Origin of the sequence: Streptomyces sp. NPDC002680 (genome assembly GCF_042889145.1) — a bacterium.
Classification (GTDB): Bacteria; Actinomycetota; Actinomycetes; order Streptomycetales; family Streptomycetaceae; genus Streptomyces; species Streptomyces adonidis.
Window position 1 is genome coordinate 117,315 of the sequence record NZ_JBIAQP010000010.1, and the last position, 14,519, is coordinate 131,833.

The following is a 14,519-nucleotide window of genomic DNA, read 5'->3' on the forward strand; positions in this document are numbered from 1 at the left end:
CCGGAGCCCCCCGCCCTGGTGTCCCACGCTCCCTCCCCTGTTGGGAACGTGGGACACCAACTCCTGCGCCCCTCAAGTCCAGTCACCGGAAGGTTGATTGGCAGCCCCGATCCGGCTCACCAATCAATTCACGGATGTGCGCGTATCGCCGGATCAGGCGATGCTCCAGGCGATTCCGTCAAGAATGTCGTGCTCCGACACCACGACCTCCGTCGCCCCGATCCGCTCCATGATCGACAGCAGTACGAGCGCACCGGCGCCGATCACGTCCACGCGCCCCGGATGCATGGACGGAATCGCCGCCCGCTCGGCATGCGTGGACCGGAGGAGGCTCTCGGTGATCTCGCGGACGCGGTCGTAGGAGACCCGGGAGTGGTGGATGGCCTCGGAGTCGTACGCGGGGAGGTTCTGCGCGATCGCCGACACCGTGGTGACGGACCCGGCCAGCCCGACCAGCGTGCGCGCCTCGCCCAGCGGGACGCTCTGCTCCGCCAGGTCGAGGGCGGCCTCGATGTCGGCGCGGATGGCGGCGATCTGCTCGCTCCCGGGCGGATCCACCACCGCCCCCTCCCTCACAAGATGCCGCTCCGTCATCCGTACGCACCCGATGTCCACGGACCGCGCTCCGCGCACGTGGTCGTCGCCGACCACGAACTCGGTCGAGCCGCCGCCGATGTCCACGACCAGGTAGGGCTTGGCGAGGTCGTCGCGCCCCGTCAGTTCCTTGGTGGCGCCGGTGAAGGAGAACTCGGACTCCTGGTCGCCCGAGATCACCTCGGGCTCGACACCCAGGATGTCCAGCACCCCCCGTACGAACTCGTCCCGGTTCTCCGCGTCCCGGGACGCGGACGTCGCGACGAACCGCACCCGCTCTGCACCGTGCTCCTTGATGACGGCGGCGTACTCACGGCAGGCAGCGAAGGTCCGCTCCAGCGCCTCGGGGGCGAGCCGTCCCGTGCGGTCGACGCCCTGGCCGAGGCGGACGATGGTCATCCGCCGGTCCAGATCGACGAGTTCCCCGGTGACAGGGTCGGCGTCGGCGACGAGGAGGCGGATCGAGTTCGTACCGCAGTCGATGGCGGCGACGCGAGTCATGGGCAGGTCCGTTTCAGCCCGTCCGGCGTTTGAGGACGAGCGCGTTCAGCGCGACAGGGGGTCTGGGGGCGCAGCCCCCAGGAACGGGATGGGACGGGTAGGGGCGGCGGGGCGAAGGAAACTCACTCGCCCGGCACCACACACGCCCCCTTCGCCCACCACTCCGGCAGCATCGCGATCGCCTCGTCGCCCAGCGGGTTCACCCCGGGCCCGGCGGCCAGCGAGTGGCCCACGAGCACGTGCAGGCACTTCACCCGGTCCGGCATGCCACCCGCGCTCGGGAAGCCCTCCAGGACCTCGATCGAGTCGCGGCGCGCGATGTAGTCCTCGTGCGCGGCCCGGTACGCCGCGGCCAGCTCCGGATCCGTCGCCAGACGTTCCGTCATCTCCTTCATCACGCCGTTCGCCTCCAGCGTGCCGATCGCCGAGGCGGCCCGCGGACACGTCAGGTAGTACGTCGTCGGGAAGGGCGTACCGTCCGGCAGCCGCGGAGCCGTCTCCACGACGTCCGGCTGACCGCAGGGACAGCGGTGCGCGATCGCGCGCAGCCCGCGCGGCGGGCGGCCCAGCTGCTGCTTGAAGGCCTCGACGTCCGCGTCGGTGGGCTCGGTGCGCGGGGTGGGAGGCGGGGGCGTATGCATGCCTGTACGTGTATCTCTCTTGTCAGTTCACTTCACTACTGATTCACGGCGCCGGCCCGGGCGGACCGACCGGACTGATCGGCCCTGTCCACGCCGTCCCAGACGTTCGCGTACCAGGGCCGGTCGGCCGCGCCCAGGTCGGCGCGCGACTGCTTCGCCGCGTCCGGGTCGATCACGACGTACCCGGTCTCGCCCGGCATCACATAGTGCAGCCGCTGCCGGATCTGCTGTTCCGCGTACGCGTCGTCCTGCCAGCGTGCCTTCTGGTCGCGGAGCTGCTCGACCCGCTGCCTGGCCTGGTCGCGTTCGCGTTCCAGTTCGGCGATGTCGGCGCGCTGGGAGACGTACTGCCTTATGGGGTAGGCGAGGGCCACGATCAGCGAGCACAGGACCAGGGCGAGCAGGGCCGCCCGGCCGGTCAGACGGGAGCGGCGGGCCTGGCGCTTGGTCTGGGAACGGTAGACGCGGGCCGCCGTCTGCTCGCCGAGCAGCTTGATCCTGGTCGCGGTGGAGAACCGGTCCCGGTCCTTCACGGCCATGTTCCCCGCCTCCCGTTCACACGCGCGTACGTCCCCGCACACGGTACGGGACCGGGTACGGGGACGTACGTACGACGCTGCCTAAGCCACCACAGCTACACCTGCGGCTGCGCTCAGCCCTTGAAGCGGGGGAAGGCGCTGCGGCCGGCGTACACCGCGGCGTCGTCGAGGATCTCCTCGATGCGCAGCAGCTGGTTGTACTTGGCGACGCGGTCCGAGCGGGCCGGGGCGCCGGTCTTGATCTGGCCGCAGTTCACGGCGACGGCGAGGTCGGCGATGGTGACGTCCTCGGTCTCGCCGGAGCGGTGGGACATCATGCACTTGAAGCCGTTGCGCTGGGCCAGCTCGACGGCGTCCAGGGTCTCGGTGAGCGAGCCGATCTGGTTCACCTTGACGAGCAGGGCGTTGGCCGAGCCCTCCTCGATGCCACGGGCGAGGCGCTCCGGGTTGGTGACGAAGAGGTCGTCGCCGACGATCTGGACCCTGTCGCCCAGCTTGTCGGTGATGACCTTCCAGCCGGCCCAGTCGTCCTCGTACAGCGGGTCCTCGATGGAGATGAGCGGGTACGCGGAGACCAGCTCCTCGTAGTACTCGGTCATCTCGGCGGCCGAGCGGGACTTGCCCTCGAACTCGTACTTGCCGTCCTTGTAGAACTCGGACGCGGCGACGTCGAGCGCGAGACCGATCTGCTCACCGGGGACGTAGCCGGCCTGCTTGATGGCCTCGATGATGAGGTCGAGCGCGGCGCGGTTGGACTCCAGGTTCGGGGCGAAGCCGCCCTCGTCGCCGAGACCGGTGGACAGGCCCTTGGCCTTCAGCACCTTCTTGAGGGTGTGGTAGATCTCCGCACCCCAGCGCAGCGCCTCGGAGAAGGACTCCGCGCCGATCGGGGCGATCATGAACTCCTGGATGTCCACGTTGGAGTCGGCGTGCGAGCCGCCGTTCAGGATGTTCATCATCGGAACGGGCAGCAGGTGCGCGTTCGGGCCGCCGAGGTAGCGGAAGAGGGGGAGGTCGCTGGCCTCGGAGGCGGCGTGGGCGACGGCGAGGGAGACGCCGAGGATGGCGTTGGCGCCGAGGGAGCCCTTGTTGTCGGTGGCGTCCAGGTCGAACATCGCCTGGTCGATCAGCCGCTGCTCGGTGGCGTCGTAGCCGACGAGCTCCGGGCCGATCTGCTCGATGACGGCGAGGACGGCCTTCTCGACACCCTTGCCGAGGTAGCGGTTGGGGTCACCGTCGCGCAGCTCGATGGCCTCGAAGGCTCCGGTGGAGGCGCCGGACGGGACGGCGGCACGACCGGTGCTGCCGTCATCGAGGCCGACCTCGACCTCGACGGTGGGGTTGCCTCGCGAGTCGAGGATTTCCCGGGCTACGACGACGTCGATGGACGGCACGAGCATCTCCTTCTGGGATGTGACGCGGGTACGCGGGGCTTTTTCGCGGCCCTGCGGGATGAGCCTAACCGTCCGAGGGCGATCGGCCAGCCGTCCGCCCACCCCATGGACGGAACATGGACGGAACCGAGGGTAAACATTGTTCCTCAGGGAAACAAAAAGCCCCGCCCCGGTGCGTACGGGGGAACACGCACCGGAGCGGGGAGCCCGTGGGGGACGGGGGTGACCCTCACGAGGCCTTCACTATGGAGGGCACGGATGTGAGGGCGCTGTGGTTCACCTTCGCGCCGACTGTTATTTGGGGGATGTGCCGGCGGGCAGGTGACCGGGGTCAGCTGAGGTGCAGCTGCTGGCCCGGGTAGATGAAGTCGGCGTCGTCGATGATGTCCTTGTTCAGCTGGAAGAGCTTCGCCCAGCCGCCCTTGACGTCGTGCGCCTCGGCGATCGCGCTCAGGGTGTCGCCCTTGACGACCTTGTACTCGCCGTCGCCCTTCTCGACCTTCTTGCCGGTCGGGGTGGTGACGGTCTTCTTCACGGCGGGCCGCTCCTGCGAGCGGGAGGCCGACTGCTCGTCGGTGGAGCGGGTGGTGGTCTCGCTCGTACCGGTGCTGGTGCTGGTACCGCTGTCCGAGCTGCTGCCTCCGTCGTAGGAGGCGCTGGACAGGCCCGTGCCGCAGACCGGCCAGGCACCCTTGCCCTGGCCCGCGAGGACCTTCTCGGCGACGGTGATCTGCTGGGACTTGGAGGCCTGGTCGGCGGTGGAGGCGTACGCCGTGCCGCCGTACGCGGCCCAGGTCGAGGCGGAGAACTGCAGACCGCCGTAGTAGCCGTTGCCGGTGTTGATGGACCAGTTGCCGCCGGACTCGCACTGGGCGACCGTGTCCCACTCGGCGGAGGTGGCGGCGGAGGCCGAGCCGGCCGCCAGGAGCGGAGCGGCGACGGCGGCACCGGTCACACCGGCGATGGCGACGACACGGGTGGCCTTGGACGGGCGACGGTGCTTGCCCTTACCGGTAAACAGCATGCGTGATCCCCTCACCGACGCCTGCGAGGTGAGCTGTCGGGTTCGGGCCGGTTGAGTTGCCCGGCCGTACGCCCCTTTCGGGCGGCGTACGACTTAACCCCAAGCCGCTCCGGCCAACTGCCCGGTGCGGCACTTACCTTGGGTCCCCCGCTCCTGCCTACGGCGCTTGAAAGCGACGACTGTTCCCGTCCGGCCGTTGGCAGGATTCGGCGTTGCGACCGGCGGGGCCCACTGTGGCGGGCGTTGACGACCGTAAACAGGTGATCCCCTGAAATACAAAGACGATCAGGGCTTCTGAGACCTATCTCTCACTGCATTTATAACGGACATTCAGCGCGAAGCGGGACGGGAGGCGGGACGCGAACTCCGGCTAGTTTTGCCCCGGTTCGGCACCGACTTCGAGGGTCTGACCGGGGAGGATGTGATTCGGGTCGGCACCGAGGAGGTCCCGGTTCTCGGCGTACAGCTCGGACCATCCACCCTCGACGCCAAGGGAGTCGGCGATCCCGCACAGGGTGTCGCCGGGACGGACGGTGTACGACCCTTCCACGCTCTGCCCGGAGTTGCCCTGTTCCCCACCCTTTGTAACGTCAGTGGATGAGTTGTCGGTTTCTTGTGGGGCCGCCGGGCTCGATGACGAGGGGGCCGAGTCGGTCGTCGCCTTGACGGAGGGCGAGGACTCGGAGGACTTGACCGAGGACGAGGGGGTGGGCGTAGGAGTCGGCGTAGGCGCAGCTGACGTCGAAGTCGACTTCGGCGTCGCGGACGACGAGGACGCGCCGCCCTCCTCCTCCGCCACGCCCGTGTCGACGTTGGCCGCACTGGTGTCCTTGCCGAGCCCGGACAGCAGCGCGCAGGCCTCCCAGACCCCGGCACCCCGGTCGGCGAGCACGCTCTCGGCGACGGCGATCTGCTGCGAACGGCTGGCCTGGTCGGCGCTCGGGGCGTACGTGAGACCGCCGTGCGCCTCCCAGTCCGCCTGGGTCAGCTGGAGTCCGCCGTAGAACCCGTTGCCGGTGTTGGCACTCCAGGAGCCGCCGCTCTCGCACTCCGCGACCCTGTCCCACGTGGTGCCGCTCGCCGCGCTCGCGCCGGTCGCGGCGAGCAGCGGGATGGCGAGGGCGGAGCCGGTCACACCGGCCGCGACAAGCAGAGCCGGGGCCTGACGGGGGCGACGGTGACGTCCGTTCCCGGAGAGCATCCGGTTGCCTTTCGCGAGACAGCAGGGGTCGGCGCGACGGATGCCGAAGCGGGTGCCGAAGCGGATGCCGCCAGGTCGTCGCACTAGTGCTCGAACGTATCGACAGACGATCACTTGTCACAAGTTAATGCCGCGTAGATCACGTGAAGATCACATTGTTGAGGGGATGTCACCTTCCTGTGATCTTCTACGGCACCACTGGCCTGGTATGCCCCGATTCGCGAACCGGCGTGAACTCGACGGGCAGGGTGCGCAGTCCGCGCATGATGAGCCCGCCCCGCCATCGCAACTCGCTCGGGTCCATGGCGAGTTGGAGGTCGGGGAGACGGGTGAGGAGAGTGGCCAGCGCACTGCGCCCCTCCAGGCGGGCGAGCGGGGCGCCGAGGCAGTAGTGGATGCCGTGGCCGTATCCGAGGTGCTGGTTGTCCCGGCGGCCGAGATCGAGGACGTCGGGGTCGGCGAACCGCGCCGGGTCCCGGTCGGCGGCGGCGAGTACGACGAGGACGGGATCGCCGGCCGCGATGTCCTGCCCGCCGATGCTGAGCGGCTGCGTGGCGAAGCGCCAGGTGGCCAGTTCGACGGGGCCGTCGTAGCGGAGGAGTTCCTCGATGCCGGTTTCGAGGAGGGAGAAGTCCTGGTGGCCGTTCTCGTCGACGGCGAGGGAGGCCTGGAGGCGGGCGCGCTGCTCGGGGTGGGCGAGGAGGGTGTGCGTGCCGTTGCCGATGAGATTCACGGTCGTCTCAAACCCGGCGAAAAGTAGGATAAAAGCCATGGCGGCGGCCTCGTTCTCGGTGAGGTGCTCGCCCTCGTCGGAGGCGCGGATGAGCCCGGAGATGAGGTCCTCACCGGGTTCGGGTACGTCGGTCAGCGCCTCGCGCTTGCGGTGGATCAGCTCGGCGAGGTAACCCCGCATCTTCTTGACCGACCGGGCGACCCCGCCCCGGGGCCCGCCCCCGTGCCGGATCATCATCCCGGCCCAGTCCCGGAAGTCGTCCTGGTCCTCACGGGGCACGCCCAGCAGGTCGCAGATCGCGTAGATGGGCAGCGGGAACGCGAACTCGTGGATGAGATCGGCGGAGCCGCGCGCCACGAATTGGTCGATGAGGTGATCGGTGAGTTCCTGCACGCGGGGCGCGAACTCGGCGACGCGGCGCGGAGTGAACGCCTTGGCAACGAGCCGACGGAGCCTGGTGTGGTCCGGCGGATCGATATTGAGCAGATGGGTCATGAGGTTGGCGCCGCGCTCACCGGGGATACCGGTCTTGCCCTTGGCCTGCGTGGGCTCGTCGTGATGGGCGGGGTTCTTGGAGAGCCGAGGGTCGGCGAGGGCCTGCTTGGCATCGCCGTAACGGGTGACCAGCCAGGCCTCGACCCCGCTGGGCAACTTGGTCCGGTGCACGGGCGCGTGCTCACGGAGCCAGGCGTAGGCGGGGTAGGGGTCCGTCGCGAACTCCCAGGTGAAGAGTTCGGGGGCGGGGGTCGGGGGTGTGGCGGGGGGCTGGTTGGTCACTCGGTGACGGTATCGGGAGGGCCGAGGGGCTTACCGCTGGCCCAGCGGATGGTGCGCAGCCACTCCTTGCCCGGTATGTCGGGCAGCGATTCCTCTCCCTCGGGGGACCTCTCGGGGGACCTCTCCTTCGTCCCGGTCATGTCGCGGTCCGACGTCTGGGGGACGGCACCGGTCAGCCGGAGGAGCGCGTTCAGCAGCTCCGGATCTGTCACTCCCCCTTTCAGCCACTGCTCCGACCGGTCCGCGAGCAGATTCCCGAGCAGGGTCGCCGCCCGCCGGTCGCCCGCCTCCGCGGCCGTCTCCAGGAACGGCTCCGCCTCCCTGCGCTCTCCCCGTCTCAACAGCAGCAGCCCCAGCTGCCATGCGGCCTCCGGCATTCCGGCCTCCGCGGCCCGCCGGAACCAGGCCTCGGCCTCCTCGCTGTCCAGCGAGCCCTTGGCGAACAGCCCCATGTCGAACATGGCCTGTCTGTCCCCCGCCTCGGCAGCCGCCCGGGACGCCTCCTTCGCTCCCGCCAGGACCGCGTCGAAGTCGTACGCCGAGTCCTGCAGGGCCGCGTCCATGGCGGCGCTCCACACCGTCCGGTCCACTTCCGGGAACGTCTCGTCCCGGGACGCGGTGTCCACCAGATAAGGGGACGCCTCCCACATGCTCGCGCCGCTCCTCCTCAGCATCGGCAGCACGCCGTCCCGCTTCTCCGCCGCCCAGGCCAGGGCGTCGCCCACGGACTCCCGTTCCAGGTCGGCCACGGCCTCGTACCCCTCGTGGACCCTCACCAACAGATCCTGCGGCAACGGCCCCCGCAGACCGCACCGGGCCAGATCAACGGCCGCCCGGACCAGGGCGTACCCACGCGGATGCCGGTCCGCCCGCCGAGCCCGCTGCCACTCCTCCCACAGCATCGGACCGACCGTGAGGTAGGCGGCGACGCCCTCCGCACCGCACCGGCGGGCGGCATCCGTCAGCCGAGGGTCCTCGGTCTCCCCCGCCCGCTTCCGCTCCTCGTGGCTCCAGTCCCGGGGCAGCTCCACGATCTGCGCCAGGTCGAGCACCCGCCCCCGGGACAGCCTGCGGAACTTGTCGTACGTGTCCTCTCTCATCGTCGCGATCACAGGCACTCCCTGTGCCGCCAGCTGCGCCAGCAGCCTCGGCTCCAGGCCGTCGGCTCCGAGGTGACCGTCGAGGTCGTCGAGCCACAGCGCGCAGCGTTCACCCGGCAGACCTCTCAGCAGGGCGGGCAGCCCGCGCAGGTTCTCGTGCCGGGCGGGTGCGAACACCCGTACTCCGGGGAGCACTTGGGCCATCGCCGCGAGTGCCGTACGCGACTTGCCGACATACGCGTCCCCCTGTACGACGACCAGCCCGCCCTCCGAAGCGGCCGTCTCCACCGCCGAGCTGACCGCCGGATCGGCGTCCCGTTCGACATACGGCGGCAGTTGGGGCAGGCCCTTGCCCCGCCGCGTCGGCCGCACCCCGTACGCCAGCGGCGCCATGTCCTCCGCCGACGGCCAGTCCACCGACCCGGGCCGGGGAGTCGCGCCCGGCGCCTGCTGGACGTGCTGCACACCGACGAACTGCCCGTTGACGGTGATCCCCTGGAAGTCGAAGTGGTCGCCCGGCGCGGCGGGAGCCGGAGGAGGCGTCGGTTCCTCGGGGCGGGCCGGCGCGTCGAACTCCATGATGAGGGAGGCGAGTTCGTCGGAGCCGTCCACGTCCCACGCGTCGGCGAGGCCCTCGCTCAGCCGAAAGCGCCACTCCAGCTTCCCGAACCCCGCATGTGGCCCCAACGGCCCTTTCAGGCCCCGGAGTTCATGGACCCATTCGTCCTGCCCACGCAGCGCGAACCACTCCGCGAACCGGTCCCGTACCCGCTCCCAGTCCGCCGACCTGAGCCCATCGACCAGCGTCCTGGCACCCTCGGCCGCCAGCTCGTCCATCGACCGTTCCACTCATGCCCCCACGCCTCAACACCACCGTGGGTCAACGGTACTGACAAACCGTCGGAGCGATCAGGCCCCCGTCACCCTCCCCGTCACCCCTCCCCAGCCACCTCCGCCACCCCCTCCTTCACCCGCACCGCATCCCGATAGGCCCGCGCGGCAACCCGCAGCGCCGCCTCCGGATCCACGCCCTCCGCCTCGGCCCGTACCGCCAGCTCCAGCAGCTCGTATCCGATGCCCTCGCCCTGCGGCAGCGGGACGTCCAGGGCCGCCGTCCGCACCCGCGACGCCAGCTTCGCGGCCAGGGCGAGGCCCGGCTGGCCTATGGGCACACCGTCCGTCACCGACTCCCGGCGCTTCTCGACCGCCTTGGTGCGCAGCCAGTGCTCCTTGACCTCCTCCGGTGTCGTCGCCGTCTCGTCGCCGAAGACGTGCGGGTGGCGGTGGATCAGCTTGGTGACGATGCCCGCCGCGACGTCGTCGATCGAGAAGGGGGCGGTCCCGTCCTCCTCGCTCCCCTCCTCCGCGATGCGCGCGTGGAACACGACCTGGAGCAGCACGTCCCCCAGTTCCTCGCGCAGCTCGTCCCGGTCGCCTTCCTCGATCGCCTCGACGAGTTCGTACGCCTCCTCGATGCCGTACTTCGCGAGGCCCTTGTGGGTCTGGCGGGACGACCACGGGCATTCGAGGCGGATGCGGTCCATGACCTGGACGAGGTCGAGGAGACGGGCGCCGGGGAGGTCGTAGGAGGCGGGGAGGAGTTCCAGGTCGGGCATCCGGACGCGGCCGGAGCCCGCGAGGCGTGCCAGGCCGTCCGTGAGGGCCGGGTCGCCCTCGCCCGTCGTCACGACCACGACCGTCCGGCCGCCGGCGCAGGCGTCGATCAGCGCTTCGGCGGTCGGGGATGCCTCCTCGACCGCTATGCCGGCCTCCCGCAGATACGGCAGCTGCGGATGCCCACCGTCCGCGCACAGCACCCTGTCGGCCGCGTGCAGCGTCTGCCAGGCGGGCCAGGACAGCAGGCCGGGCGCGACCCGGTGGCTGGTGGTGAGCAGGACGACACGACCGGGGTCGGTCCCCGTCTCCGGAGCGGTCTCGAAGCCGCTGGTTGCGTTCACCATCCGAACGTAACCCACGCCACCGACAGCCCCGGAGTTATCCACAGGCCAGGGGTGCGCACGGCCACACCGGCGTCAGCGCACCCGTACGCCCATACGAATAACCGTTACGCCGTGCCCTGCGCCGCCAGCGCCGCCGTGATCTCCCGTACCCACGGCGTCTTCGCGTCGACGCGGCTGCTCTTCTGGACGTCCCAGGTGCCGTAGCGCGGGTTGAGGTCGACGTCGAGGGTCTTCGAGGCCTCGGACATCGCCTTCCAGAAGGTGGCCTGGCCGTCCGTCGTGTTCATGTCGGCGCCGAGCACGGCGGCCAGTTTCTGGGCCGTGATCTCGGTGTGCAGGCTGTCGTCGAGGTGGGCCGGAGCGACGCCGTACTGCTGGAGCCAGGCCGTCTCCAGCTCCTTCGCACCGCCCGCCTGCTGCTCCAGGGCGGCGCGCAGATCCTGGACGTCCTTGCGGGTCACGGTCACGCCCGCGTTCTTCGCGGCCTGGTTCAGGACACGGTCGAGGACCATGGTGTGCAGGGTGTCCCGGGTGAGGCTGCCGGTTCTGGCGACGGTCTGCGCGTACTGGGCCTGGTCCGGGGTGGCCGCCCGCTGCGCCGTACGCACCTCGTTCACCCTGCTCTCCAGCTGCGCGACCGTGATCCGCTGCCCGCCGACGACGGCCGCCGCGCCGGGATGCGCGTCGTTTCCGCAGGCGGTGAGGAGGGGTGCCGCGGCGACGATCGCGGCGGAGAGAAGGAGCGCGGTGCGACGACGGCGGTGCAAGGAGGCCTCCTGAGGAGATTGTGCGGCGGTGCACAAAGTCTTGCGGTGATCGATGGTAGGCAGTGGCCGGGCTCTGGCCAAGCCATTCGACCAACGATTCACCGGGACTTCGGGCACCGCCGCGCTGCGCCTACGGCCTCCGCCCGCCTCAGCCGGTGATCGCCACCGGCGCGTCCCACGCGTCGCGGTCCACGGTGATCGTGTAACCGCCGCGCGTCTCCTTGCTGTTGACCAGGTACTGGTGGGCGCGGCTGTGGTTGGTCCACTGCGTGGCGCCGAAGGGCCAGTCCGCGGTGGTGGTGTTCTGCTGGTCCCACAGCGCGTACCACATGTTGCCCGGCAGGTCCGTGCGGTCGGTGGCCTGGGCGATCGCCCTCGCGCTGGAGCTGCGGAAGCCGTAGAAGCCGGTGCGGTACGTCTTGGCGTGCAGCGCCTTGTCGAAGGCGCGTACGTACGTCAGTACGGCGTCGTTGCACGCCTTGTTCGTGATGTCGTACGACTCCATGTCGAGGTAGACCGGGCTGCCGGCCTTCATGCCGAGCGCCGAGGCCTTGGTCACCGCGTCCGCCGCGTCCTTCGCGCCGAGGGAGGCGGCCGTGGCGGCGGTGAGCTTCTCGGGGCTGGAGCCGGTCTGGCAGGACGGCTGGGCGCCGACGTACAGGGGGATGAGTTTCCAGCCCTGGGCGCTGACCGACTTCACCCAGGACGCGGTGAGGTTGGGCTGGGCGCAGCCGCGGTTCCTGCCGCCGATGTAGACGGCCGCGGCGCCGTAGAAGTTGTTGGTGCGCCAGGCCTTCATCGCGGCGAGGGAGGGTGCGGCGCAGGTGTCGAACGCGCGGCCGGTGTAGGTGCGCTGGGCGGGCCAGGTGGTGGCGGCCATCGATGTCTGCGCGGCGAGCCCGGCCCCGGCGACGACGGCCGCGCCGGCCACCGCCCAGGTGATGTATCTGCGCTTCTTGGACTGCCGGTGACCGGACGCCATGTGACCCACCCCTGGTTCTGTGCACGAAAGCAGGTCGCAACGTAACCGGTGGCGCTCCCGGGTTCGGGAAACACCGGCCCCAGAGGCCCACAAGATTCCCTCACGGCACGGCAAAATCCGGCCACTGGCGGGTTTGGCTAGCCGCGCACCTGCCCCAGCCACTCCAGGGTCCGCCGGATCTCCGCCGCCAGTGGGTGCCCAGGGCCGCGCAGGCGGTCCACGTCGTGGAGGAGGCGGGCGAGGGTGTCGCGGGCGGCGGTGCGGTCGCCGAGGGCGAGGAGGAGGTGGCCGATGCGGCGGCGGACGTCGAGGGAGAGTTCGGGGTCGCCGGCGACGTACTGGTTCTCGTAGTACGGCAGCAGGGCGCGGTACTCGGCGAGGGCCGCCGCCGGTTCGCCGAGCTGTTCGAGGCACTGGGCGGCCTCGTAGCGGAAGCGCAGTGACTGGGGGTCGGCCTGGCCCGCCTCGGCGGCGCGTTCGTCGGCCAGGCGGCGCAGTTCGGGCAGGGCGCGGCGGTACTGGCCGTCGTCCATGAGGGTGGCCGCGTACTGCTTGCGGAGGGTGCGGACGACCGGGGAGTGCTCGCCGTGCTGGTCGGCGGCGGCGGGCAGGATCGAGCCGAGGATGTCGACGGCCTGGGTGATGCGGCCCTCGCCGAGGAGGCGTTTGACCTCGTCGACGGCTCCGGCGACGTCGGGCCGCTCGGCGACCGGGGCGGCCGTCGGCTGCGGTGCGGGGGTACGGGCGCGGTCCGGCCAGGGGGCGTGTGGGCGCAGGAAGGGGCGTGTGGGGTCGAGGGGCGCTCCGGTGGGCATGCCGCGCTCCGGGAGGAGGAGTGCCAGGTGCTCGTACACCTCCTGCGCGGAGGCGGGCCGGTGCTGCGGGTCCTTGGCGAGCAGCCGCAGGACGAGCGCCTCCAGGGCTTCCGGCACCTCGGGTCTGAGGCGGCGCACGGGCAGCGGCGGCTCGTACAGGTGCCGGTGGAGCACCCCGAGGGCCGTCGAGCCGGAGAACGGCACGTCCCCGCTGAGGAGTTCGTGGAGGAGTACGCCGAGTGCGTACAGGTCCGTGTACGGGCCGACCGCGCCGCCCATCGCCTGCTCGGGGGCCATGTAGGCGGGCGAGCCGATGGGCGAACCGGTGTGCGTGAGGCGGGTCGTGTCCGTGTCCATGACCGAGGCGACGCCCAGGTCGAGGACGGTGACCGTGCCGTCCTGCTTCACCATCACGTTGCGCGGCTTGAGGTCGCGGTGGACGATCGGCACGGCGTGCACGGCGCTCAGCACGGCGCACAGTTGCGCGGCCACCGCGACCGCCCACTGCCAGGGGTACGGGTCGTGTTCGGCGTGGTGGTCGGCGAGGTCGGCGCCGTCGACGTACTGCATGACGAGGAACAGCTCCTCGCCCTCGCTGCCGGCGTCGTGCACGGTGACGAGCCCGGGGTGGTCGACCTGCGCGGTCACGCGGCACTCGCGCACGAAGCGGCGGCGCAGCTCGTCGGCCTCCTGTCCTGCGACCTTGTCAGGCCGCAGCAGCTTGACCGCGACCCGCCGGTCGAGCCGCTGGTCGTACGCCGTCCACACCTGGCCCATGCCGCCCTGCCCGATGAGCGTGGACAGTTCGTACCGGTCGGCGATGACGCGTCCCGTCGTCCCCACGCTCACCGTCCGCCCTCGTGGTTGCCATGGGCGTGGCCGTTACCGTCGTGCTTGCGCAGGTAGTCGCTCAGCTCGTCGAGTTCGGCGCGCACCTGGTCGATGCGGGCGGGCGCGGGGCGCTGCGCCGGGGGCGGCGGAACGGGGCCGGGGCCGGGGGAGACGGGCGGCTGGGGTATCGGGGTGTGGGGCATGGCGGGCATGGGGGGCTGCGGCCCGGTCGGCATGGCCGCGTACGGCGACATGGGCTGGGGCGGGTAGCCGTACCCGGAGGGCATGTTCGGGGCCTGGGCGGGCGCGTAACCGGCGTACTGCCGGCGTTGGCCGTCCACCGACCGAATGTCCATGACCAGGAAGTACACGCTGCTCAGGGCGCCCAGGATCATGACGGTGACGAGGGCGATGTTGCCCCTGGTGTCGCTCTCCTTCACCGTGCCGACCACCGCGAAGCACACAATGGACAGCGGCAGACTCACCCATGCCGCCGTCCAGTTGAACCACCGGCCGCGCAGCATGGCGACCCGGAACAGCGGCACACACGAGAGGAAGCCGCACGTGAGCAGGCCGGCCGCGGTGAAGAGCACGCGCAGGGTGACGATGGTGTTCTCGCTGCGGATGGGCGGCGGCGCGCCGGGGCCGTACATGACTGC

The 14,519-nt window shown here is 70.6% G+C and carries 13 protein-coding genes and 1 riboswitch; all 13 genes read right to left on the reverse strand.

Annotated elements, in window-relative coordinates:
- Positions 1-153: 153 nt before the first annotated feature.
- The 13 genes from ACFYXF_RS26195 to ACFYXF_RS26255 all read right to left on the reverse strand — a co-directional run bounded on the left by ACFYXF_RS26195 (position 154) and on the right by ACFYXF_RS26255 (position 14,513).
- Positions 154-1,095: an exopolyphosphatase gene (locus ACFYXF_RS26195; RefSeq protein WP_389352846.1), complete on the reverse strand. Its 942-nt coding sequence runs from the start codon at positions 1,093-1,095 to the stop codon at positions 154-156.
- Positions 1,096-1,217: 122 nt separating this feature from the next.
- A complete protein-coding gene (locus ACFYXF_RS26200) occupies positions 1,218-1,736 on the reverse strand; it encodes a DUF501 domain-containing protein (RefSeq protein WP_389352847.1) in 519 nt (172 codons plus the stop codon).
- A 35-nt stretch (positions 1,737-1,771) separates the two neighbouring features.
- On the reverse strand, positions 1,772-2,275 hold the full coding sequence (locus tag ACFYXF_RS26205; protein ID WP_389352849.1) for a septum formation initiator family protein: 504 nt from the start codon (positions 2,273-2,275) through the stop codon (positions 1,772-1,774).
- Between the two features lie 113 nt (positions 2,276-2,388).
- The gene (eno, locus tag ACFYXF_RS26210; protein ID WP_389352851.1) at positions 2,389-3,675 is read right to left on the reverse strand and encodes a phosphopyruvate hydratase; all 1,287 of its coding nucleotides are present in this window, start codon (positions 3,673-3,675) and stop codon (positions 2,389-2,391) included.
- Between the two features lie 325 nt (positions 3,676-4,000).
- Entirely contained in the window at positions 4,001-4,693 is a 693-nt protein-coding gene (locus ACFYXF_RS26215) for a transglycosylase family protein (RefSeq protein ID WP_389352853.1), read from the reverse strand.
- Positions 4,694-4,696: 3 nt separating this feature from the next.
- Positions 4,697-4,868: riboswitch (cyclic di-AMP (ydaO/yuaA leader) on the reverse strand.
- A gap of 195 nt (positions 4,869-5,063) precedes the next feature.
- The gene (locus ACFYXF_RS26220) at positions 5,064-5,978 is read right to left on the reverse strand and encodes a transglycosylase family protein (protein ID WP_389352855.1); all 915 of its coding nucleotides are present in this window, start codon (positions 5,976-5,978) and stop codon (positions 5,064-5,066) included.
- A 103-nt stretch (positions 5,979-6,081) separates the two neighbouring features.
- Positions 6,082-7,404 carry a cytochrome P450 gene (locus tag ACFYXF_RS26225; protein ID WP_389352857.1) on the reverse strand — a complete coding sequence of 441 codons (1,323 nt, stop codon included), beginning with the start codon at positions 7,402-7,404 and terminating at the stop codon, positions 6,082-6,084.
- Positions 7,401-9,341: a hypothetical protein gene (locus tag ACFYXF_RS26230; RefSeq protein ID WP_389352859.1), complete on the reverse strand. Its 1,941-nt coding sequence runs from the start codon at positions 9,339-9,341 to the stop codon at positions 7,401-7,403. Before ACFYXF_RS26230 ends, ACFYXF_RS26225 begins: the two co-directional genes overlap by 4 nt.
- Before the next feature lie 95 nt (positions 9,342-9,436).
- Positions 9,437-10,465 (reverse strand): nucleoside triphosphate pyrophosphohydrolase, encoded by a 1,029-nt coding sequence (locus tag ACFYXF_RS26235; protein ID WP_389352861.1) that lies wholly within the window; start codon positions 10,463-10,465, stop codon positions 9,437-9,439.
- Positions 10,466-10,569: 104 nt separating this feature from the next.
- Complete coding sequence (locus tag ACFYXF_RS26240) at positions 10,570-11,232, reverse strand: SurA N-terminal domain-containing protein (protein ID WP_389352863.1); 663 nt, start codon at positions 11,230-11,232, stop codon at positions 10,570-10,572.
- Between the two features lie 148 nt (positions 11,233-11,380).
- Positions 11,381-12,214 (reverse strand): glycoside hydrolase domain-containing protein, encoded by an 834-nt coding sequence (locus ACFYXF_RS26245; RefSeq protein WP_389352864.1) that lies wholly within the window; start codon positions 12,212-12,214, stop codon positions 11,381-11,383.
- 137 nt (positions 12,215-12,351) lie between these two features.
- Positions 12,352-13,833, reverse strand: coding sequence for a serine/threonine-protein kinase (locus ACFYXF_RS26250; protein ID WP_268828268.1), 1,482 nt, complete (start codon positions 13,831-13,833; stop codon positions 12,352-12,354).
- Between the two features lie 41 nt (positions 13,834-13,874).
- Positions 13,875-14,513: a hypothetical protein gene (locus ACFYXF_RS26255; RefSeq protein WP_389352866.1), complete on the reverse strand. Its 639-nt coding sequence runs from the start codon at positions 14,511-14,513 to the stop codon at positions 13,875-13,877.
- Positions 14,514-14,519 lie beyond the last annotated feature (6 nt).

Bases quoted from the DNA above. Each gene is read 5' to 3' on its own strand.
- ACFYXF_RS26195 (WP_389352846.1), bottom strand. From the start codon at position 1,095: ATGACTCGCGTCGCCGCCATCGACTGCGGTACGAACTCGATCCGCCTC.
- ACFYXF_RS26215 (WP_389352853.1), bottom strand. From the start codon at position 4,693: ATGCTGTTTACCGGTAAGGGCAAGCACCGTCGCCCGTCCAAGGCCACC.
- ACFYXF_RS26255 (WP_389352866.1), bottom strand. From the start codon at position 14,513: ATGTACGGCCCCGGCGCGCCGCCGCCCATCCGCAGCGAGAACACCATC.
- eno (WP_389352851.1), bottom strand. From the start codon at position 3,675: ATGCTCGTGCCGTCCATCGACGTCGTCGTAGCCCGGGAAATCCTCGAC.
- ACFYXF_RS26230 (WP_389352859.1), bottom strand. From the start codon at position 9,341: ATGGACGAGCTGGCGGCCGAGGGTGCCAGGACGCTGGTCGATGGGCTC.
- ACFYXF_RS26200 (WP_389352847.1), bottom strand. From the start codon at position 1,736: ATGCATACGCCCCCGCCTCCCACCCCGCGCACCGAGCCCACCGACGCG.
- ACFYXF_RS26205 (WP_389352849.1), bottom strand. From the start codon at position 2,275: ATGGCCGTGAAGGACCGGGACCGGTTCTCCACCGCGACCAGGATCAAG.
- ACFYXF_RS26245 (WP_389352864.1), bottom strand. From the start codon at position 12,214: ATGGCGTCCGGTCACCGGCAGTCCAAGAAGCGCAGATACATCACCTGG.
- ACFYXF_RS26235 (WP_389352861.1), bottom strand. From the start codon at position 10,465: ATGGTGAACGCAACCAGCGGCTTCGAGACCGCTCCGGAGACGGGGACC.